At 66.6% G+C, this 20,258-nt stretch carries 18 protein-coding genes; 10 read left to right on the forward strand and 8 right to left on the reverse strand.

The window, feature by feature from the left end; translation table 11 throughout:
- Positions 1-30: 30 nt before the first annotated feature.
- From ACFSM0_RS08020 to ACFSM0_RS08045, 6 genes are all read right to left on the reverse strand, one after another.
- Complete coding sequence (locus ACFSM0_RS08020; RefSeq protein WP_377389066.1) at positions 31-1,209, reverse strand: iron-containing alcohol dehydrogenase; 1,179 nt, start codon at positions 1,207-1,209, stop codon at positions 31-33.
- A gap of 18 nt (positions 1,210-1,227) precedes the next feature.
- A complete protein-coding gene (locus tag ACFSM0_RS08025) occupies positions 1,228-2,061 on the reverse strand; it encodes an ABC transporter permease (RefSeq protein ID WP_377389068.1) in 834 nt (277 codons plus the stop codon).
- A complete protein-coding gene (locus ACFSM0_RS08030; protein ID WP_377389070.1) occupies positions 2,054-2,926 on the reverse strand; it encodes an ABC transporter permease in 873 nt (290 codons plus the stop codon). Before ACFSM0_RS08030 ends, ACFSM0_RS08025 begins: the two co-directional genes overlap by 8 nt.
- A gap of 1 nt (position 2,927) precedes the next feature.
- Complete coding sequence (locus ACFSM0_RS08035; RefSeq protein ID WP_377389072.1) at positions 2,928-4,019, reverse strand: ABC transporter ATP-binding protein; 1,092 nt, start codon at positions 4,017-4,019, stop codon at positions 2,928-2,930.
- Positions 4,020-4,081: 62 nt separating this feature from the next.
- On the reverse strand, positions 4,082-5,218 hold the full coding sequence (locus tag ACFSM0_RS08040) for an ABC transporter substrate-binding protein (protein ID WP_377389074.1): 1,137 nt from the start codon (positions 5,216-5,218) through the stop codon (positions 4,082-4,084).
- A gap of 52 nt (positions 5,219-5,270) precedes the next feature.
- A complete protein-coding gene (locus ACFSM0_RS08045) occupies positions 5,271-6,617 on the reverse strand; it encodes a glutamine synthetase family protein (protein ID WP_377389076.1) in 1,347 nt (448 codons plus the stop codon).
- Positions 6,618-6,730: 113 nt separating this feature from the next.
- On the opposite strand from ACFSM0_RS08045, the gene ACFSM0_RS08050 reads away from it, so the two are divergent.
- From ACFSM0_RS08050 to recN, 10 genes are all read left to right on the forward strand, one after another.
- Complete coding sequence (locus ACFSM0_RS08050) at positions 6,731-7,537, forward strand: helix-turn-helix transcriptional regulator (RefSeq protein WP_377389078.1); 807 nt, start codon at positions 6,731-6,733, stop codon at positions 7,535-7,537.
- An 11-nt stretch (positions 7,538-7,548) separates the two neighbouring features.
- A complete protein-coding gene (locus ACFSM0_RS08055; RefSeq protein ID WP_377389080.1) occupies positions 7,549-8,028 on the forward strand; it encodes a glutathione peroxidase in 480 nt (159 codons plus the stop codon).
- Between the two features lie 138 nt (positions 8,029-8,166).
- Positions 8,167-9,087 (forward strand): UDP-N-acetylmuramate dehydrogenase, encoded by a 921-nt coding sequence (murB, locus tag ACFSM0_RS08060; RefSeq protein WP_377389082.1) that lies wholly within the window; start codon positions 8,167-8,169, stop codon positions 9,085-9,087.
- Between the two features lie 95 nt (positions 9,088-9,182).
- Positions 9,183-10,097 carry a D-alanine--D-alanine ligase gene (locus ACFSM0_RS08065; RefSeq protein WP_377389084.1) on the forward strand — a complete coding sequence of 305 codons (915 nt, stop codon included), beginning with the start codon at positions 9,183-9,185 and terminating at the stop codon, positions 10,095-10,097.
- Positions 10,085-11,062, forward strand: a complete 978-nt coding sequence (locus ACFSM0_RS08070; RefSeq protein ID WP_377389086.1) for a cell division protein FtsQ/DivIB — start codon at positions 10,085-10,087, stop codon at positions 11,060-11,062. The genes ACFSM0_RS08065 and ACFSM0_RS08070 overlap by 13 nt, the downstream gene beginning before the upstream one ends.
- Positions 11,059-12,387 (forward strand): cell division protein FtsA, encoded by a 1,329-nt coding sequence (gene ftsA / locus ACFSM0_RS08075; protein WP_377389088.1) that lies wholly within the window; start codon positions 11,059-11,061, stop codon positions 12,385-12,387. The genes ACFSM0_RS08070 and ftsA overlap by 4 nt, the downstream gene beginning before the upstream one ends.
- A gap of 205 nt (positions 12,388-12,592) precedes the next feature.
- The gene (gene ftsZ, locus ACFSM0_RS08080) at positions 12,593-14,275 is read left to right on the forward strand and encodes a cell division protein FtsZ (RefSeq protein WP_377389090.1); all 1,683 of its coding nucleotides are present in this window, start codon (positions 12,593-12,595) and stop codon (positions 14,273-14,275) included.
- A gap of 236 nt (positions 14,276-14,511) precedes the next feature.
- Entirely contained in the window at positions 14,512-15,462 is a 951-nt protein-coding gene (gene lpxC / locus ACFSM0_RS08085; protein WP_377389701.1) for a UDP-3-O-acyl-N-acetylglucosamine deacetylase, read from the forward strand.
- Between the two features lie 250 nt (positions 15,463-15,712).
- On the forward strand, positions 15,713-16,567 hold the full coding sequence (locus ACFSM0_RS08090) for an outer membrane protein assembly factor BamD (RefSeq protein ID WP_377389092.1): 855 nt from the start codon (positions 15,713-15,715) through the stop codon (positions 16,565-16,567).
- A 31-nt stretch (positions 16,568-16,598) separates the two neighbouring features.
- Entirely contained in the window at positions 16,599-18,248 is a 1,650-nt protein-coding gene (gene recN, locus ACFSM0_RS08095) for a DNA repair protein RecN (protein WP_377389094.1), read from the forward strand.
- Positions 18,249-18,399: 151 nt separating this feature from the next.
- Here recN and ACFSM0_RS08100 read toward each other — a convergent pair whose 3' ends face one another.
- On the reverse strand, positions 18,400-18,786 hold the full coding sequence (locus ACFSM0_RS08100; RefSeq protein WP_377389096.1) for an SgcJ/EcaC family oxidoreductase: 387 nt from the start codon (positions 18,784-18,786) through the stop codon (positions 18,400-18,402).
- Entirely contained in the window at positions 18,786-20,171 is a 1,386-nt protein-coding gene (locus tag ACFSM0_RS08105) for an FAD-binding oxidoreductase (protein WP_377389098.1), read from the reverse strand. The genes ACFSM0_RS08100 and ACFSM0_RS08105 overlap by 1 nt, the downstream gene beginning before the upstream one ends.
- Positions 20,172-20,258: the final 87 nt, after the last annotated feature.

Raw genomic sequence — 20,258 nt, forward strand, 5'->3', positions numbered from 1 at the left:
TTGGTTGGGCTGAGGTCAGTGGGGCGGGGGTCAGAGCGCGGCGCGCAGGATCTGCTCAAGGCTCGCGGCGGTCAGCGGAACCGGGTTGCCAAGCGCGCAGGGGTCGCGCAGCGCATCGGCGAGAAGCGCGGGGATATCCTCCTCGGCCACGCCAAGCCCCATTTCCCCGAGCGTCGCAGGCAGGGCGATGCGCGCGCGCAAAGCTTCCAGCCAGCCCAGCACCGCTTGCCCCGGATCTTCCCCCTCAAGGTGGAGCGCATGCGCCAATGTCGTCATTTGCGGGCGCACCGCGGCAAGGTTGAACCGCAGCACATGTGCCATCAGAACGGCGTTGAGCAGGCCGTGATGGGCGTCATAGCGCGCGCCAAGCGGATGGGCGAGCGCATGCACCGCGCCAAGCCCCTTTTGCAGCGCGGTGCAGGCCATCGCCGAGGCCACGAGCATCTTCGCGCGCGCTTCAAGATTGGCGGGCTCGGTCACGGCCCTTTCAAGGGCCGCGTCGATCAGGCCAAGCGCGGTGAGCGCGAGCCCGTCCGCCATCGGGTGCCAGCCGGGCGCGCAAAGCGCCTCAAGCGCATGGGAGAGCGCGTCCATCCCGGTGGCGGCGGTCAACCCGGGCGGCAGGCCCACGGTCACCTCCGGGTCGAGGATCACCAGTTCGGGGAGCATCTGGGGATGGAAGATGATCGCCTTGCGGTGCGTTTGCTCATCGGTGATGACCGAGGAGCGGCCAAATTCCGAGCCGGTGCCTGCGGTCGTCGGCACCGCGATCACCGGCACCATGCCCGCGGTCTGCACACGGCGGAAATTGTCGCCCACATCTTCAAAATCGAGCAGCGGTCGGGTTTGCCCCGCCATCATCGCCACCGCCTTCGCGGCATCCATCGCCGAGCCGCCACCAAAAGCGATCACGCCATCATGCCCGCCTGCGCGCAGCGCGTCGAGCCCGGCGGTGACATTGGCCACCGTCGGGTTTGGCTGCACCTCCGAAAAGAGCCCCGCCATGAGTCCGGCCTTGGCACAGGCCGCCTGCGCCGCGGCGACGATGGTGGAGCTGGCAAGGCCGCGGTCGGTGATGATGAGCGGGGCCTTGGCGCCGATTTCGGCAAGGGCGGCGGGGAGGTCGGCGAGCCGCCCGGCGCCGAACCAGACCAGCGTCGGAAAGCCCCAGCGTGTTTGCAGGGTCGAAAAATCTGGGCAGGTCGTCATCAGGGTCTCCGTGGGAGGTCAGGTGTCAAGGACCCGGCGCATGCGCCGGCGTGCCGCGCGGCGGCGCAGCCGGTCGACGGCGAAGATCAGCACGAGCGCGGGCAGGAAGGTGAGCGTGGCGAGCGCGGGGTAGATGGGCGAGGAGCCCACCGCGATGCCGGAAAAGACATAGGTGGGGAGGGTGCGCGCCGAGCCGGAGAGGCTGTAGGTGATGTAAAAGTTCCCCCAGGAGAGCAGGAAGGCGAAGGTCGCCGCCGAGAGGATGCCGGGCCAGATCAGCGGCAGGGTGATCTCGCGCAGGATCTGCCAGCGCGTCGCCCCCGCATCTTCGGCGGCATCGTCGAGCGTGTCGTCATAGCCCTGCATCTGCACCGAGATGATGACGATGCAGAACGGCGTGATGTAGACGACATGGCCGATCACCGCCGACCAGAGCCCCGGCGAGAGGTTGAGCCAGCCCGCGAGCACCGAGAACCACAAAAGCATCACCACGCCAAGGAGCAGTTGCGGGAACAGGAGCGGCGCAAAGGTCAGCGCCCGGAATGCCCATTGAAAGCGGAACCGGTAGCGGCTCCAGGCAAAGGCGCCGCCGATGCCCAGAAGCGTTGCAAAGAGCGTTGCGGCAATGGCGAGCACCGCCGAATTGCCAAGCGCGGTCCAGAAATCGCGATCCGCAAGCAGCGCGCCATACCAGCGCGTCGAGAAGCTGGTGATCGGCCAGGACAGGAACCGGCTCTGGGTGAAGGAAAACAGGATCAGCGTTGCGATCGGAATATAGAAGAACACGAGCGCCGCGATCACGGCGCCGACAAGCGTTATGTCGGCGAGACGCTTTTCGAGCCGGTCATTCATCGCTTGTCCTCCGTCCCCGCAGGAGCGCCACCGCGCCCGCAACCGCCAGAACCGCAGCGCCGATCACGATCAGAACCAGCGTGAGCGCGGCGCCCAGAGGCCAGTTCACTCGCGTCTCGAAGCTTTGCCGGATCAGCTCGGCCGCCATCGGCGAGGTGCCGCCGCCCATCACCTTCGGTTCCAGAAAGACCCCAAGGCTGAGCACGAAAACCAGCACCGCCCCGGCCCAGATGCCCGGTTTGGCGAGCGGCAGCGTGACCTCGACAAAGGCGCGCATCCGCGAGGCGCCGGCATCGCGCGCGGCAAGCACAAGATCGCGGTCGATCCGCGCCATCGAGAGCGCCGTGGTGAAGATCGTGTAGGGCAGGAGGTTGTAGACCATGCCGATCAGCGTTGCGTTGGGGGTGAAGAGGATGTTCACCGCGGCAGGGGGCAGGCCGATCGCCGCGAGCGCGCCGTTGAGAACCCCGCTGCGATCGAGAAACAGCACCCAGCCAAAGGTCTTGAGCACCGCATCGGTGAGAAAGGCAAAGACCATCAGAAGCGTTACCGCGCCCGACCAGCGCACCAGCCGGTGCACCATGCCGTAAGCGACCGGGATTGCCAGCAGGGTGCACAGCGCGGTGCAGATCAACGCCATCTCCAGCGTGCGCCACATGATCGACCAGTAATGGATCTGGCTGAACACATCGCGCCAGATCTTCAGATCCCATGTCCAGACGAGCCGGTAATAGGCGGTGCCCTGAAAGCTCAACAGCGCCGTCATCACGAGCGGGATCACGAAGAAGGCGCCGAGGATCACCAGCAGCGGCATGGTGGAGAGCTGCAGCGCGCCGTCGCGCCATGATTTGCGGATTTCGGCCATCTCAGGCCTCCACCACGAAGAGATCGGAGAGCGTGAGCCCAAGGCGCACCGGCGCCCCCTGATCGGCAGGCAGCACCGAGGTGCCGGGCACATCCATCACGATTTCGGTGCCGTCCGTGGCGGCGATGCGATACTGGATCGAGGCGCCGCGGATGAAATATTCGCTCACCGTCCCCTCGATCACCGCCTCGGCGGGTTCACCGGGGGCGAGGAGGCGCAGCATCTCCGGCCGGATCATCAAAAGCGCCGTGCCGCCCGAGGCCGCGCCCGGCGCCACCTGATCGGCGCCGAGCCGGGGCGCGGCGCAGGCCAGCGGGAGGCAGGAGAAGTGAAACCCGCCCTCCTCGGGCGTGAGCGTGACCGGGAGCAGGTTGGTATCGCCGATGAAGCCCGCGACAAAGGCATTGGCGGGGCGGTAATAGATTTCCGCCGGGCCGCCAAGCTGCACGATCCGGCCGGCGCGCATCACGCAGATCCGGTCGGCCAGCATCATCGCCTCTTCCAGATCGTGGGTGACATGCACGAAGCTCGTGCCGACATGGCGGTGCAGGTATTTCAGCTCTGCCTGCAGCGATTTTTTCAGCTTGGCATCGAGCGCGCTCATCGGCTCGTCAAGGAGCAGGACGGGCGGTTGCGAGACCATCGAGCGGGCGAGCGCCACGCGCTGTTGTTCTCCGCCCGACAGCTCATGCGGGAAGCGGTTCAGATAGCTTTCCTTGAGATGCATCAGCTCCAGCATCCGGCGCACCGCGGTGTCGATCTCTGCCTTCGGGCGCTTGGCGAGCATAAGCGGAAAGCCGATGTTCTGCGCCACCGTCTTGTGCGGGAAAAGCGCGAGCTTCTGGAACACCATCCGCGTCGGGCGGGCCGAGGCGGGCACGCCCGCCATGTCCTTGCCGTCGATGATCAGGCTGCCGGAGGAAACCTCCTCGAAGCCCGCAAGGATCTTCAGAAGCGAGGTCTTGCCGCAGCCCGAGGGGCCGACAAGGGCGAGAAATTCGCCATTGGCCACGCTCAGCGTGATGTCGCTCAGCGCCCGGTAGGTGCCGTAGAATTTGGTGATGTCAGTGGCCTGGATGAGGGGTGCAGCCAAGGGGGTCATCCTGTCTCGGAAAGGGCAGGGGGCGGATCGGGCCGCCCCCGCAAAGGGGCGGCTCAGCGCGCGGCGGCCAACTCTTGCGACCAGATCTCAAGCATCTGGTCAATGTTGGGCGCGACGGTGTGGAAATGCGACTTCTCCCAGGCCTCCCACATGTAATCCATCTGCAGCACGTCTTTTTGCTCGTCCGAAAACAGCGCTTCGGCGGCCTGCGAGGGCACGAGGTTGCAGGTGGTCTCGGTCCAGGCCAGATCCACCGCCACCTCGGGCGAGGTCAGGTGGCGCAAGAGCGCGCGCGCCTTGGCCGGGTCTGCCGGGTCTTTGACCACGCCGCCCGCCTCCATCCAGATGATGCCCTGTTTGAGCCCGTCTTTCGGCTCGGGCACGATCGACATGATCTCTTTTTGCCCGTCCTTGCGCAGCGCCGAGGTGCAATAGGTGCCGCCGCCGATCAGGGCGCGGAAGGAGCCGTCCATCAGGCCCTTTTGCGCCACCGAAAGATCGCCGACGATGGCGCGGGTGTTCTTGAACAGCGCGCGCAGCACCAGCCGGATCTCGTTCAGCTCGGCGTCGTCGAGTTCCTTGTAAGGGTCGATGCCCGCGTAAAGCGCCATCGGCATGATCGGCCAGTCGCCCCAGTCGAGCAGGCAGATCTTGTCCTTGTAGGCCGGGTCAAAGCAGGGCGCATAGCTGCGCCAGGTTTCGAGCTTGTCGAACTTGGTGTTCACCGTCGGGCCAACCCAGCCCCAGCGGGTCGGCAGGCCCGTCGCCTTGCCCTCGAAATCGAGCGGCGCGAAGGGGGCGCGGAACTGCGGATAGAAGCTTTCGTAGACATCGGCGAATTCGGCATCGTCGAGGAAATCGGCGATCCCGGCCGGGCCCATGCGCTGCACCCAGGGGCTGTCGGTGGCCACCACGTCAAAATCGCGCCAGGCGCCGGCGGCGAGCTTGGCAAAGCCGCCGGGGCTGTCGGTGATCAGGTCGACCGAAACCGAGACATCCTGCGCCGCCTCGAACGGGCCGAGGATCGCGGGGCTGTCATAGCCTTCCCAGCACATGAACTTGAGCGCCGTCGCCGCCTGTGCGCGGCCCGGAAGCCCGCCCGTTGCCGCCAGCAGCCCCGCCGCGCCAAGCCCTTGCAAAACCCGGCGCCGATCTGGCGAGAACATCGTCAGTCCCTTGGATTGTTTCATCTTTCCATGACTCCCTGTTGATGGAGATTGCGTCTGTTGTGATTGGTTATGATCAGACGACTTCGAGGTAGCGTTCCCTTTCCCATTCGCTCACATGGCGCGCGAAGGCCGTATGTTCGTGACGGCGCGCGCGCACGAACGTGTCGATGAACACATCCCCGAAGATCGCACGCGCGGCGGCGCTCGCATCCAGCCGGTCGGCGGCGATGCCGAGATCGGTGGGAAAGCGGCGCTCGGGCGCGGGGAGGCTCAGATATTGATCGCCCGTGGCCGCGGGGCCCGGATCGACGCGGTGCGCGATCCCCCAAAGCCCGGCGCCAAGGCACATGGCAAGCGCGGCATGCGGGTTGGTATCGGCGGAGGGCACGCGAAACTCGATCCGCGTTGCCTCGGGGCTGTCGTTCATCACCCGCACCGCGACGGTGCGGTTCTGGATGCCCCAGCTTGCATGGGTCGGCGCCCACATGCCCGGCACCATCCGGCGGTAGGCATTGACGGTCTGGCTGCACAGCGCGAGCATTTCCGGCATCAGCCGGGTCAGCCCGCCGATAAAATGGCGCGCGGTCGCGCTCAGCCCGTCAGCGGCGGAAGGATCGACAAAGGCGGGGGCGCCCCCCGCCAGATGGCGCAGCGACACATGCAGATGGCCGGACTGGCCGGGGAGGTTTTCGTTCAGCTTCGACATGAAGCAGGCCGTCAGCCCGTGACGGCGGAAATAGGTCCGCGCGAAGTTCTTGAACAGCGCCGCATCATCGGCGGCCTTCACCCCCGGCGCATGGCTCAGCGGGATCTCGAGGCAGCCCGGCCCCAGCTCGGTATGAAGCGCATCAATGCCGATCCCGAGCCGCTCCGCCATCGCCTCGAGCCCGGAGAGGAGCGGCGCCTCGTTCGCCAGCGTCTCAAGCGAATAGGTCCGGTTGCCGAGCGCGTAATGCTTGGGCTGCGCGAAGCCACCCGCCCGCAGCGAGGCGGCGGTTTCGTCGAGCAGGTTGAATTCGAACTCAAAGGCGGAATGGACCGAGAAGCCCATCGCCTCTGCCTTGGCGATCTGCCCGATCAGCTGGTGGCGGGCCGAGCGCGCGCCAAAGGGCTGGGCGAAATCGGCGATGCAGAGCGCCTGATCACCCTCGAAGGGCCAGGGCCGCAGCGTCTCGGGGTAGATTTCGGCGGGCATGTCGAGGTAATCGCCGCCGCCATAGGTCTGCTCGGCGCTGTCCCAGTTGTAGAGCACGTCGCAAAACGGATAGCCGCCCTTGTGGAGCTTTTCCGCCTTTGCCCGGCTCACCCGCTTGACGCGGAACAGCCCGTCCTGATCGAAGATGCCGATGTGAACATGGTGCGCGCCGATCCGGTCGAGGGTCTCGTGCATGTCAGGGGCGCGGTGGTTTTCGGACGGCATTGTGATGACGTTCCCTCTTGCTTGATCTCCGGGTAGCCTAGAGTGTTTCCAGACCTGACCAATACCCCCCGAGGGGTAGGGTCGACCGCTCCGAGCCAACCATGAGAGACCGCATGCCAGACTGGAACGCGCGCCTTGCCGAAGCGATTGCCGCCTTGGGAACGGAGGCTTTTCCGGTGCGGCTCGATGCGGCGGCGCAGGCGCTTTTCGGCTACCGGATCTGCATGGTCTTTGCCTATGAGGGCAATGCGACGCCGCAATCGCTTTATCACAACCTCCCGGAGGAGACGGCGCAGGTGGTGATCTGGGATTACTGCCTTGGCCCCTATCTGCTCGATCCGTTTTATGCCCAGACCGAGGCGGGGCGGCGCTCGGGCATGGTGGGGTTGCGGCAGATGGCACCCGACAAATTCTTCCAGTCCGAATATTACGCCAAGCATTACAGCCGCACCGGCATTCGCGACGAGATCGGCATTTTCTGTGGGCTCGACGCGCGGCGGGTGGCGGTGCTCAGCTTCGCGCGGGATCGGGGCCAGCCGGTGTTTGGCGCGCGCGAGCGCGCCCGGCTGGAGGCGGTCGGCCCGGTGATCGAGGCGCTGATGCGCGCGCATTGGGGGGCGATCTGGGCGCCTGCGCCGGGGCCTGCCCCGCTCACGCTGCCGCCGCTGCAGGTGTTGATTGACCGCATCGCCGACGGGGTGCTGACACCGCGCGAGGCAGAGGTGATCGCCATGGTGCTGCGCGGCTATTCCTCCAGCGCGATCAGTGCCCGGCTCGAAATCAGCGAGGAAACGGTGAAGGTGCACCGCAAGAACGCCTATCGGCGGCTCTCGATTTCTTCGCAGGCGCAGCTATTTTCCTTGTTTCTGGCGGCACTGGACCCGGGCGCGGCGCCGGGCAGCGCGCCCCCCGCCCTCTGAAGGAGCACCCCATGAGCACGATCTATGATTTCACCGCGACCACACTTGCCGGCGCCGAAATGCCGCTTTCAGACTATCGCGGCAAGGTTCTTCTGATCGTCAATACCGCAAGCAAATGCGGATTTACCCCGCAATATGCGGGGCTTGAGACGCTTTATGAAGACCTTGAGCCGCGCGGTCTCGTGGTGCTCGGCTTTCCCTGCAACCAGTTTGGCGCGCAGGAGCCCGGCTCGGCCGAGGAAATCGCGCACTTCTGTTCGCTCACCTATGATGTGCGCTTTCCGATGTTTGCCAAGGTGGCGGTGAATGGCCCGGAGGCGAGCCCGCTGTTCAAGTATTTGCGCGCGCAAGCGCCCGGAGTTCTGGGCAGCACGGCGATCAAGTGGAACTTCACCAAATTTCTTGTCGACCGGGAGGGCCGGGTGCGGGAGCGCTTTGCCCCCGCCACCAAGCCCGAGGCGCTGCGCCGCGAGATCGAGGCGCTGCTCTGATCCGCCGTTCCGCCGCACAAGGAGCGGCGCGGCGGATGAAAGGCGGGGCAGCCCATCGGCGTGCCACTTGCTAAGCATCCGCTGCTGCGGGGCCCCAGCCCCCTTGCCCGATGGAGCGGGCCGCGCTAGGGCTGGGGGATGGAGAGCCTGACCTATACCCCCCGTGGCGCGTTGACGCCGAACCGTCCGCTGGCCGATCTCACCTGGCTGCGCGTGGGCGGCCCGGCGGACTGGTTGTTCCAGCCCGCCGACGAGGCCGATCTGGCCGCGTTTTTGCGCGCCTTGCCGCCCGAGGTTGCGATCTTCCCGATGGGGGTGGGCTCCAACCTGATCGTGCGCGATGGCGGCATTCGGGCGGTGGTGATCCGGCTCGGGCGGGGCTTCAACGCCATCGAGGTGGCGGGCGAAACCGTGACGGCGGGGGCGGCGGCGCTCGATGCGCATGTGGCGCGCCGCGCCGCCGAAGCCGGGCGCGATCTGACCTTTTTGCGCACGATCCCCGGCTCGATTGGCGGGGCGGTGCGGATGAACGCGGGCTGTTACGGCGCTTATGTGGCGGATCATCTGGTCTCGGTGCGACTGATCACGCGCGCGGGCGAGGCGGTGAGCCTTCCGGCGGCGGATCTGCATCTTGCCTATCGCAGCTCTGAGCTGCCCGAGGGGGCGGTGATCGTTGCGGCGACCTTCCGCGCCGGGGCGGGCGACCCGGCGGCGCTGGCCGCGCGGATGGAGGCGCAGATCGCCAAGCGCGATGCCTCGCAGCCGACGAAAGAGCGGTCCGCGGGCTCGACCTTCCGCAACCCGTCGGGCGCCTCTTCGACGGGCCGCGCGGATGACACGCATGAGTTGAAAGCCTGGGCGGTGATCGACAAGGCGGGAATGCGCGGCGCGCGGCTTGGCGGCGCGCAGATGAGCGAGAAACACTCGAACTTCCTGATCAATGCCGGGGGCGCCACAGCGCAAGATCTTGAGCAGCTGGGCGAAGAGGTGCGCAAAAAGGTTTTGCAGACGCAGGGAATTTCGTTACAATGGGAAATCATGCGCATCGGCGAATATTGAGGCCTGAGGCGCGGCTATAACAAGATCATGATGTCCCGGAGCAATCCGGGCGCAAACGGACCGGGGCAAACCCGGCAGAGGCGAAAGTGGCGGGTATGTCGAGCAGGGCAACCCCCCTTGTGGCGGTATTGATGGGCGGACCTTCGTCTGAGCGCGAAGTGTCATTGTCATCAGGGCGTGAATGCGCCCAGGCGCTGCGGGTGGCGGGCTTTGACGTTCTGGAGATCGACGCGGGGGCAGACCTCGCGGAAAGGTTGCGCGCGGCAGCCCCTGATGTCGTGTTCAATGCCCTGCATGGTCGTTGGGGCGAGGATGGCTGCGTGCAGGGGCTGCTGGAATGGCTGCACCTGCCCTATACCCATTCGGGCGTGCTGGCCTCGGCTCTGGCGATGGACAAGGCGCGCTCCAAGGAGGCTTATGCCGCCGTCGGGCTGCCGGTGGCCGAGAGCCGCCTGGCGCGCAAGGCCGAGGTGGCCGCGGCGCATGTGCTCCCCGTTCCCTATGTCGTGAAACCCTATAACGAGGGCTCTTCCGTCGGCGTTTATCTGGTGCTTGATGGCGCAAACCGCCCGCCGGTTCTGTCCGAGGCCATGCCCGAGGTGGTGATGGTCGAGGCCTATGTGCCCGGGCGTGAGCTGACCTGCACCGTGATGGGGGATCGTGCGCTTTGCGTGACCGAGATCCTCACCGCGGGCTGGTATGATTACGAGGCCAAATATGCCGCGGGCGGTTCGCGCCATGTCTGCCCGGCAGACCTGCCCGCCGACATTGCCGCCGCCTGCCGCGACTATGCGTTGCGCGCCCATCGCGCGCTTGGCTGCCGCGGTGTGAGCCGGACCGATTTTCGCTGGAACGCGGCGGAGGGCCTTGCCGGGCTGATCCTTCTTGAAACCAACACCCAGCCGGGGATGACGCCCACCTCGCTCGCGCCCGAACAGGCGGCGGCCGAGGGGATCGACTTCCCGGCGCTCTGCCGCTGGATCGTGGAGGATGCCTCATGCGACCGCTGAGCGCCGAGCCGCGCTATCCCGCCCGTGGTCCCGCGGTGCCGAAGGCGAAAGGCGCCGGTGCCGCGCCGATGGGCTTTGGCGCCGCCAAGCCGCAAAAAGCTGCGCGCCGCAGCGCGCCGCCCTCGCGGCTGGCGTTCCGCCTTGAGCGGCTCTGGCTCACCCCCTTCGTGCGGCTCGTCACCCGGATCGGGGTGCCGGTGTTTTGCGTCACGCTTGGCCTCGGGCTCTGGCTCGGCGATCCCGGCCGCCGGGCGGAGCTGATCGAGCGCTACGAGATCCTCAAGACCCAGATCCAGAACCGCCCCGAGTTCCGCCTGTCCACGCTGCAAGTCGAGGGCGCTTCCGCCGAGGTCGAGGGGGCGGTGCGCGCGCTTTTGCCGGTGGGCCTGCCCGCCTCGCGCTTCGCCATTGATCTCGACAGCTACCGCGCCGCGATCCGCCGCCTTGATGCGGTGGAATCGGTGACGATCGTGGTGCAATCGGGCGGCACGCTCGATGTGCGGGTGACCGAGCGGGTGCCGGTGATGCTGTGGCGCACCGCGCGCGGCATCGAGATGCTTGATGCCACCGGCCATCGCACCGCCGCGCTCACGCGCCGCGATGCCCGCCCGGACCTGCCCCTGATCGCGGGCGAGGGGGCGGATCGCGCCGTTCCCGAGGCGCTCGCCATTCTTGCTGCAGCGCGCCCGATTCTGCCGCGCGCGCGCGGCCTTGTGCGGGTGGGCGAGCGGCGCTGGGATCTGGTGCTTGACCGCGGCCAACGCATTCTTCTGCCAGAGGAAAACCCGGTGCGCGCGGTGGAGCGGACGCTTGCGCTTGATAGCGCCGAAGACCTCCTTGCGCGCGATTTCACCCAGCTTGATCTGCGCACCGAAGCGCGCCCGACGATCCGTCTGAGTGCGGCGGCGCTGACCGCGCTGCACGACGCCCGGACCCTTTCCACCTCAGCAAAGGCCACTCCATGACCGAGTTCCACAAGACTCAGCGCGCCATGCGGTCGATGCGGACCGCCGCGATGAGCCGCGGCGTGATCGCACTTCTCGATATTGGCACGTCCAAGGTTTCCTGCCTCGTGCTGCGCTTCGATCCGCCCGAACCGGCAAATGACGTGGTGAGCCCGCTCTACCGGCAATCGGCGATGCGCGTGGTGGGGGCGAAGACGATCGCCGCGCAGGGCGTGCGTTACGGCGAGATTGATGCGATGGTGGAGACCGAGCGCGCGATCCGCACCGTGGTGCAGGCGGCGCAGAAAATGGCGAACACGCGGGTCGATCACGTCATCGCCTGCTTTGCGGGGGGCGATCCGCGCTCTTACGGGCTGGCGGGCGAGGTCGAGGTGGCGGGCAGCCATGTCGATGAGCAGGATGTGGCGCGGGTGCTGGCCGCCTGTGACCTGCCCGAGATCGGCAACGGGCGCGAGGTGCTCCACGCCCATCCGGTGAACTTTGCGCTCGACCACCGCTCCGGGCTCAATGACCCGCGCGGCCATGTCGGGGCGCGGCTCGCGACCGACATGCATATGCTCACCGTCGATGCCGCAACGGTGCAAAACATCATCCATTGCATCCGCCGCTGCGATCTTGAACTCGCGGGCATCGCCTCCTCGGCCTATGTTGCGGGGCTCTCGGCGCTGGTGGAAGATGAGCAGGAGCTCGGGGCCGCCTGCATCGATATGGGCGGTGGCGCAACGGGCGTTTCCATCTTCCTGAAAAAGCACATGATCTTTGCCGATGCCGTGCGCATGGGCGGCGATACCGTGACGCGCGACATTGCCGCGGGCCTGCAGGTGCCGATGGCGATGGCGGAGCGTATCAAGACCTTTCATGGCGGGGTTTATGCCACCGGCATGGACGACCGCGAGATGATCGAGCTTTCCGCCAATTCCGGCGACTGGGAAAAGGATCGCCGCCGGGTGAGCCGCACCGAACTGATCGGCATCATGCGCCCGCGCGTCGAGGAGATCCTCGAAGAGGTGCGGGCGCGGCTCGATGTGGCAGGCTTTGATTTGCTCCCGAGCCAGCAGATCGTGCTCACCGGTGGTGCAAGCCAGATCCCCGGCCTCGACATGCTGGCCGCGAAGATCCTTGGCCAGAACGTCCGCCTTGGCCGCCCGATGCGGGTGCAGGGCATGCCGGAGGCCGCCCGCGGTCCCGGCTTCTCGGCGATGGTCGGGCTCGCGCTGTTTGCCGCTTGCCCGCAAGACGAGTGGTGGGATTTCGAGATTCCCGTGGAACGTATGTCGGGGCGCTCTTTCAAGCGCGCGATCCGCTGGTTCCGCGACAACTGGTAAGACAACCCACAGGGGAATCACGATTCGATTCCCCCATATGCTGGAGCATGCGCGAAATACCGCCAAAAGAGGCATTTGCCCCTCCATATTTTGTGGAAAGCCCGTGTTTTTGGGGTGACGCGCCGGGGAAAGACCGGTAATATTGGAGCTAATTGCGGGGACAGTCGGCCGGCACAAGGCCGCGGGAACACACAGGCGGACTCCAATGACCTTGAATCTGATCGTATCAGACAACGAAGACCTCAAGCCGCGGATCACCGTTTTCGGGGTCGGCGGTGCGGGCGGCAATGCGGTCAACAACATGATCGAAAAGGCGCTTGAGGGCGTCGAATTCGTCGTGGCCAATACCGACGCGCAAGCCCTGCAACAATCGAAATCGCAAGCCCGCATCCAGATGGGGGTGAAGGCGACCGAAGGGCTTGGCGCGGGGGCGCGGCCGTCGGTCGGGGCTGCGGCGGCTGAGGAGACGATCGAGGAAATCGTCGATCACCTCGTGGGCGCGCATATGTGCTTCATCACCGCGGGCATGGGCGGCGGCACCGGCACCGGCGCCGCGCCGATCATTGCGCAGGCCGCGCGTGAGTTGGGCGTGCTGACCGTGGGTGTTGTCACCAAGCCGTTCCAGTTCGAAGGCCCCAAGCGCATGCGTCAGGCGGAAGCCGGCATCGAGGCGCTGCAAAAGGTCGTCGATACGCTGATCATCATCCCGAACCAGAACCTGTTCCGGCTCGCGAACGAAAAGACCACCTTCACCGAGGCTTTCGCGCTTGCAGATGACGTGCTCTATCAAGGCGTCAAGGGGGTGACCGATCTGATGGTGCGCCCCGGCCTGATCAACCTCGACTTCGCCGACGTGCGCGCGGTGATGGACGAGATGGGCAAGGCGATGATGGGCACGGGCGAGGGCGAGGGCGACGACCGCGCCGTGGTGGCCGCCGAGAAGGCGATCTCGAACCCGCTTCTGGACGAAATCAGCCTCAAGGGCGCCAAGGGCGTGCTGATCAACATCACCGGCGGCTACGACCTGACGCTGTTCGAACTCGACGAGGCGGCAAACCGCATCCGCGAGGAAGTCGACCCGGATGCCAATATCATCGTCGGCTCGACCCTCGATCCGAACATGGAAGGCATGATGCGTGTCTCCGTGGTGGCCACCGGCATCGACGCCGCGCCCGCCACGACCGAGATCCCGGTGCCGCGCCGCTCGATGGCCGAGCCGCTGAAAACCGCGCATGCGCCCGAACCGGCGAAACCGGCGTTGAGTGTGACCTCGGCGCAGCCGGTGATGGCGGCCGCGCAGCCCGCGCCGCAGCAAGCTGCGCCCGCCCCGGTGCACCAGCCCGTTGCCGCGCCGCAAAGCTATGACCGCACGCTGTTTGAGGCGCCGGTGGCCGAGCCTGCGCCGATGCCGCAGCCGGTGGCACATGCGCCGGTCGAAGACGAGCTTCCGCCGCCCGCCTACCAGCCGCGTCCGGCGCCGCAGCGCGCCGAGCCCGCGAGCTACGCGGCCGGTTACGACGACGAGGCGAGCTTTGTCGCGCCGCGCCCGCGTGCGCCCGGCACGCCCTCGCCCGAGGCGCTTGCCCGGCTGCAGGCCGCGGTGAACAAGGTGCCCGCGGGGGGCTACCAACGCCCCGCCGCATCGGCGCCTGCGCCGATGGCCGCGAGCCGTGCCGTTGCGCCTTCTGCGCCGCAGCAGGGTGGCGAAAAAGGCCGCTTCGGCATCAACTCGTTGATTAACCGCATGACTGGCCACGGGGGCGAAGCTGCCGCGGCGACTCAGCGTGCAATGCCCGCCGCGCCGCAGCATCAAGCTTACGAGGATGAGGCGGAAACCGATCAAGACCGGATCGAGATCCCCGCATTCCTGCGCCGCCAGGCAAATTGACGCATCACGAAATGTCGCGGAAGGGCCGGGTTCTCCCGGCCCTTTTTCTTTTTAAAGCAAAGCTTTAGCTAGGTTTCGGCGGGGTTTTGCCCGGCGCGGGCGGCAATGTTTCAGTCTGTTGCAAAAGGTGAGTTGTGGTGCGGCGCCATGCTCCTTAACTGACACTGGGAACCTTGGGCCGGATCGAATGTTGGGTCGATGAGGCTGAGGGGGTTGGGAATGAAAGGCGCATGATCGTGCAAACGACGCTTGCAAAAACCGTCACCTTCGAAGGGGTGGGGCTCCATTCGGGCGCTCCGGTGCGCATGGCGCTGCACCCGGCTCCGACCGATCACGGCATCACCTTCCGCCGCACCGATGTGGCGAAAGCGGCGGAGCTTGGAACGCTCAAGCCGAGCGCGGATCCGCGTGTCGTCGCGCTGTGGGATCGGGTCACGCCTTCGAAACTTTGCACGCTGATCGAAAACGCCGATGGCGTTTCGGTCTCCACCATCGAACATATCATGGCGGCGCTTGCCGGGCTTGGTGTCACCAATGCGCTGATCGAGATCGACGGGCCGGAAGTGCCGATCCTTGATGGCTCGGCCGCCCCGTTCGTGGCAAAAATCCGCCGCGCCGGGCTGCGCGCGCTGTCTGCGCCGCTCAGTGCGATCCGCGTGCTCAAGCCGGTGGAAGTGCGCTCTGGCGAGGCTTGGGCCCGGCTCGAACCTGCCGCCGCGCTTGAAATTGATTTTGCCATTGATTTTGCCGATGCGGCGATCGGTCGGCAGGAAAAGCGGCTGAAAATGTCGAACGGCGCCTTCGTGCGCGAGTTGATGGACAGTCGCACCTTCTGCCGCCAATCCGATGTCGAGTTCATGCAGGCCAATGGCCTTGCGCTTGGCGGCACTTATGAAAACGCCGTTGTCGTCGATGGGGCAAAAGTGCTCAGCCCCGGTGGCCTGCGCCACGCCGATGAGGCCGTGCGCCACAAGATGCTCGATGCGATGGGCGATCTTGCCCTTGCGGGGGCGCCGCTCATTGCCCGCTACGTGGGCCACCGCGCGGGCCATGCGATGACCAACCAGCTCCTGCGCGCGCTTTTTGCCGATGCCCGGGCATGGCGGCGCGAGACCTGCTCGAGCGATGAAGTGCACCGGCTGCCCGGCGCGGGTGTGCTGCGCCCGGTTTCGGTGGCGGCGCGCTGATCGTCTGTTCCATTGTGGTTTGCCTTGGCGGTCGGGAAGCTCCCGGCCGCATTGCATTTTTGCGGTTTTCGAGCCCGCATGACCGCGCTGCGGCCCGGGTGTGGTCACGGTTGCGAAAGCCGCCGCCTTGGGTGTGAAAGGCGTTTTGCGCCGCCGATTTTTCTGTGCTAGGAGGGGCGAAGCACGGCCCTTTCGGGGTTGCAAGCGATGGCCGGAACCGAATCCGGCGGCAGAACGGAAGAGGCAGGGCATGGCACTGGGCAGATCGGCGGCGCTACGGGTCGGAAGTCTCGTGCTTGTGTGCACGCTGGCGGCCTGTGGCGGCGGTGCCTCTTCGAACAAGGAACCGCCGCTCGAGAATTTCACCGCCGAAGAGATCTTCAAGCGCGGCGAATACGAGCTTGAGGTCGGCAACCCGCGTCGGCCAGGCGAGGCCCTGCGGTATTTTCAGGAAGTCGAGCGGCTCTATCCCTATTCGGAATATGCCAAGCGCGCGCTGATCATGCAGGTTTTCGCGCAGCACAAGGCGAAGAAATACGAGGAGGCGCGGGTCTCTGCGCAGCGCTATCTTGACACCTATCCGGGCTCGGAAGACGCGGCCTATGCCAAATACCTGCTCGCGCTGAGCTATTACGACCAGATCGACGAGGTCGGCCGCGATCAGGGCCTCACCTTCCAGGCGCTGCAAGCCTTGCGTGAGGTGATCGAGCAATATCCCGAGAGCGATTACGCCCGCTCTGCGGCGATGAAGTTCGACCTTGCCTTCGACCATCTGGCGGCGAAGGAAATGGAGATCGGGCGCTATTACCTCAAGAAGGGGCATTACACCGCCGCGATCAACCGGTTCCGCGTGGTGGTCGAACAATATCAGACCACAACCCAGACCCCCGAGGCGCTGGAACGTCTTGTCGAAGCCTATCTTGCGCTTGGCCTCACCGATCAGGCGCAGACGGCGGGCGCGATCCTTGGCCACAACTTCCAGTCCTCGCCCTTCTATGACGATGCCTACCGGCGCCTGAAAAAGCAGGGGCTGGAACCGGAAGCCAAAGGCGAGAGCTGGCTCTCCACACTCTATCGTCAGGTGATCAAGGGCGAGTGGCTCTGAGCCGGGCTGCGGCCAGAGTGCGAGGACAGACATGCTGCGCACGCTCGATATTCGGGACATGTTGCTGATCGACCGGCTCGAACTCGATTTCGGGCCGGGGCTCAATGTGCTGACCGGCGAGACCGGGGCGGGCAAATCGATTCTGCTGGATTGTCTTGGCTTTGTGCTGGGCTGGCGGGGCCGGGCGGAACTGGTGCGCAAGGGCGCGAGCCAGGGCGAGGTCATCGCCGTGTTCGATCTGCCCGCGGGGCATGCGGCGCGCTCGGTTCTGGCGGGGGCGGGGCTGCCGGTTGCCGATGAGCTGATCTTGCGGCGCGTGAACGGCACCGATGGCCGCAAGACCGCGTTCATCAATGACCGGCGTGCGAGTGGCGAGGTGGTGCGGGCGGTTTCCGAAACGCTGGTCGAGCTGCATGGCCAGCATGATGATGGCGGTCTGCTCAATGCCCGTGGCCACCGCGCGGCACTTGACGCCTTTGCCGGCCACGATGATCTGCTCGTTGCCTGCCGGGCGGCCTGGGGCGCGCGGGCGGTGATTGCCAAGCGCCTGGCAGAGGCGCGCGCCGCGCTTGCGGCTGTGCAGGCCGAGGAAGATTTTTTGCGCCATGCCGGGGCCGAGCTCGAGAAGCTGGCGCCCCAGCGCGGCGAAGAGGCCGAACTCGACACGCGAAGGCGCCAGATGCAGGCGGCCGAAAAGATCCGCGCCGATGTTGCCCGTGCCGCGCAAATGCTGGGCCCGGAGGGGGCGGAGGGCGCGATGCGCGATGCCGACCGCTGGCTGCAAACCGCGGCGGACCGTGCCGAGGGGGCGCTCGATGCGCCGCTGGCGGCGCTGGAGCGCGCCTTGATCGAGCTTGGCGAGGCCGCCTCGGGGGTCGAGGCGGCGCTCGAGGCGATGTCTTTTGATCCGCGCGCGCTTGAGGCTTGCGAGGAGCGGCTCTTTGCGCTGCGCGCGGCGGCGCGCAAACATGGCGTGCAGGCGGATGATCTTGCCGGGCTTGCGCAAACGCTTGGGGCGCGGCTCGCGGCGCTTGATGCGGGCGAGGCGGGGATTGCGCAGCTTGAGGCGGACCTGGCCGAGGCCGAGCGCAGCTATGCGGCGGCGGCGGAGCGCCTTTCAGCGGCGCGCGGCGCGGCTGCGGGGCGGCTCGATGCCGCGATGGCGGCAGAACTTGCGCCGCTCAAGCTGGAGCGCGCGGTGTTTTCCACCCGGATCGAGGCGGGCGAGGGGGGGCCCGAGGGACGCGACGCGGTGGCCTTCACCGTGGCCACCAACCCCGGCGCGCCCGCCGGCCCGATTGACAAGATCGCCTCGGGCGGCGAGCTGTCGCGCTTTCTTCTGGCGCTGAAAGTCGTGCTGGCGCGCGGCGCGGATGCTTTGGTGCTGATCTTCGACGAGATCGACCGCGGTGTCGGCGGGGCGACCGCGGATGCCGTCGGGCGGCGGTTGGCGAAACTTTCCGAGGGGGCGCAGGTGCTTGTCGTGACCCACTCCCCGCAGGTGGCCGCGCGCGGCGCAACGCATTTTCGTGTGGCGAAATCGGTCGCCGACGGCATGACCACCTCGCGCGTCGAGCCGCTCGCGCCGGCGGCGCGGGTGGATGAGATCGCGCGCATGATCGCAGGCGCCGAAGTCACCGATGCCGCCCGCGCCGCAGCCGAAGCGCTTTTGGCGGGCTGAGGCAGGGGGGCGCTGCCCCCCTCTTTTCCTGCGGAAAATTCACCCCCCGGGATATTTGCGCAAAGTCGAAGGCGCAAACGGCTCTGCTTCGACTTTGTGCAAATATCCCGGGGGGAGTCCGCTTGCGGACGGGGGGCAGCGCCCCCCTTGCTCAGGCTTCCACCACGAACTGCGCAGAGACGATCTGCCAGCCCGCGCCGGTGCGCTCGAGCGTGGCGCAGAGCGCCGCGCCGATCCGCCCGGCCTCGGCGCCATTTTCATCCACGAGCCCGGAGAGCACGAAACGCTGCCAGATCACCGCGGCGCCTTCGCCGATCGGCCGCAACCGGCTGCGTCCGGTGACGAGGCGCGCGCGTTGAAACGCGCCCGCGAATTCGCCCGCCAGAAGTTCGGCAATTTCTTTCGGGTTTTGCCCGACGCCGCCGGTGAGGCTCAGAAATTCGCCATCGGGCGCGAAAAGGGCCGCGATGCCGCGCGCGTCGCGCGTGCCCCAGAGCGCCGCAAACCGGCGTGCCAGCTCGGCGGGGTCGCTCAGCATCACGACGACTCACCCGGCCCGGGCACGAGTTTGCCGGGGTTGAGGATGCCCAACGGATCGAGCGCCGCCTTGATCGCGCCCATCACGCCCCAGGCGGCGCCGTGTTCCTCGACCATCATATAGCGTTTGCCCATGCCGATCCCATGCTCGCCGGTGATCGTTCCGCCCATCTCGAGCGCCATATGGCCGAGATCATGCGCCACCTCTTTCGCCCGGGCAAGCTCGTCCTGGTCCGCGCGGTCCAGAAGCAAGATCGCATGGAAATTGCCGTCGCCCACATGGCCGAGGATCGGCCCGGTGAGGCCGGCGGCATCGATCATCGCGCGGCCCCGCGCCACCGCCTCGGCGAGCCGCGACATCGGCACGCAGACATCGGTCACGAGCCCCATGCAGCCCGGCCGCGAGGCGAGGCAGCTTGAATAGGCGGCGTGGCGCATCTTCCAGAGCCGGTTGCGGTCTTCAGTCGTGGTGGCCCATTGGAAATCGGCCCCGCCCATTTCCGTGACCACCTCGCCAAAGCGTGCGCTGTCTTCGGCGACGCCTGCTTCCGAGCCGTGAAACTCGATCATCAGATGCGGCTTCTCGGGCATGGCCGAGCCGTTCATCTTGTTGAAAACGCGCACGATCTCGGTGTCGACAAATTCGATCCGCGCCATCGGAACGCCCAGTTGCATCACATGCTGCACCGTTTCCACCGCGGCTTCGAGCGTTTCGAAGGCGCAGACGGCGGAAGAGACCGCCTCGGGCTGGGCATGCAGGCGCAGGGTCAGCTCGGTGATCAGCCCGAGCGTGCCCTCCGAGCCGAGCATCAGCGCGGTGAGATCATAGCCCGAGGCGGATTTTGCCGCGCCGGAGCCGGTGCGGATCACCCGGCCATCGGCCAAAACCACCTCCAGCGCGGCCACATTGTCGCGCATCGAGCCATAGCGCACCGTGGTGGTGCCCGAGGCCCGGGTGGCCGCCATGCCGCCCAGCGAGGCATTGGCGCCCGGATCGACCGGGAAAAAGAGCCCGGTGGTGCGCAGCTCGGTATTGAGCGCCTCGCGGGTCAGGCCCGGTTGCACGCGCACAAGCCGGTCCTCGGGGCGGATTTCAAGCACCCGGCTCATGCGCGCAAAATCGACAACGATTCCCCCGTGGATCGCCAGCGCATGCGCTTCGAGCGATGTGCCCGCGCCCCAACCCACCATTGGCACCCGATGGGCCGCGCAAATTTTCGTGAGGGCGGCGAGCTCCGCGGTGCTCTCGGGATAGGCGACCGCCTCGGGCGGGCTCGGCGCGAACCATGTTTCCGAACGGCCGTGAAGATCGCATTCTGCCTTTGTGCGCAACAATCTTGCGCCAAGAAGCGCCTCAGCCTCATTCCAGAACTCTGCCCGATCCATACTGTCCTCCGCCGTTTCGCCCCCTTCTAGGCGTTAGCGCCTGAGGCCGAAAGGGGCGAAAAATCGCAGTGACTTGTTGTTGATCAA

The organism is Rhodobacter lacus (genome assembly GCF_042683065.1).
Classification (GTDB): Bacteria; Pseudomonadota; Alphaproteobacteria; order Rhodobacterales; family Rhodobacteraceae; genus Rhodobacter; species Rhodobacter lacus.

Bases quoted from the DNA above. Each gene is read 5' to 3' on its own strand.
- ACFSM0_RS08105 (WP_377389098.1), bottom strand. From the start codon at position 20,171: ATGGATCGGGCAGAGTTCTGGAATGAGGCTGAGGCGCTTCTTGGCGCA.
- ftsA (WP_377389088.1), top strand. From the start codon at position 11,059: ATGACCGAGTTCCACAAGACTCAGCGCGCCATGCGGTCGATGCGGACC.
- murB (WP_377389082.1), top strand. From the start codon at position 8,167: ATGGAGAGCCTGACCTATACCCCCCGTGGCGCGTTGACGCCGAACCGT.
- recN (WP_377389094.1), top strand. From the start codon at position 16,599: ATGCTGCGCACGCTCGATATTCGGGACATGTTGCTGATCGACCGGCTC.
- ACFSM0_RS08090 (WP_377389092.1), top strand. From the start codon at position 15,713: ATGGCACTGGGCAGATCGGCGGCGCTACGGGTCGGAAGTCTCGTGCTT.
- ACFSM0_RS08040 (WP_377389074.1), bottom strand. From the start codon at position 5,218: ATGAAACAATCCAAGGGACTGACGATGTTCTCGCCAGATCGGCGCCGG.
- ACFSM0_RS08100 (WP_377389096.1), bottom strand. From the start codon at position 18,786: ATGCTGAGCGACCCCGCCGAGCTGGCACGCCGGTTTGCGGCGCTCTGG.
- ftsZ (WP_377389090.1), top strand. From the start codon at position 12,593: ATGACCTTGAATCTGATCGTATCAGACAACGAAGACCTCAAGCCGCGG.
- ACFSM0_RS08070 (WP_377389086.1), top strand. From the start codon at position 10,085: ATGCGACCGCTGAGCGCCGAGCCGCGCTATCCCGCCCGTGGTCCCGCG.
- ACFSM0_RS08050 (WP_377389078.1), top strand. From the start codon at position 6,731: ATGCCAGACTGGAACGCGCGCCTTGCCGAAGCGATTGCCGCCTTGGGA.
- ACFSM0_RS08065 (WP_377389084.1), top strand. From the start codon at position 9,183: ATGTCGAGCAGGGCAACCCCCCTTGTGGCGGTATTGATGGGCGGACCT.
- ACFSM0_RS08020 (WP_377389066.1), bottom strand. From the start codon at position 1,209: ATGACGACCTGCCCAGATTTTTCGACCCTGCAAACACGCTGGGGCTTT.
- ACFSM0_RS08030 (WP_377389070.1), bottom strand. From the start codon at position 2,926: ATGGCCGAAATCCGCAAATCATGGCGCGACGGCGCGCTGCAGCTCTCC.
- ACFSM0_RS08055 (WP_377389080.1), top strand. From the start codon at position 7,549: ATGAGCACGATCTATGATTTCACCGCGACCACACTTGCCGGCGCCGAA.
- ACFSM0_RS08045 (WP_377389076.1), bottom strand. From the start codon at position 6,617: ATGCCGTCCGAAAACCACCGCGCCCCTGACATGCACGAGACCCTCGAC.
- ACFSM0_RS08025 (WP_377389068.1), bottom strand. From the start codon at position 2,061: ATGAATGACCGGCTCGAAAAGCGTCTCGCCGACATAACGCTTGTCGGC.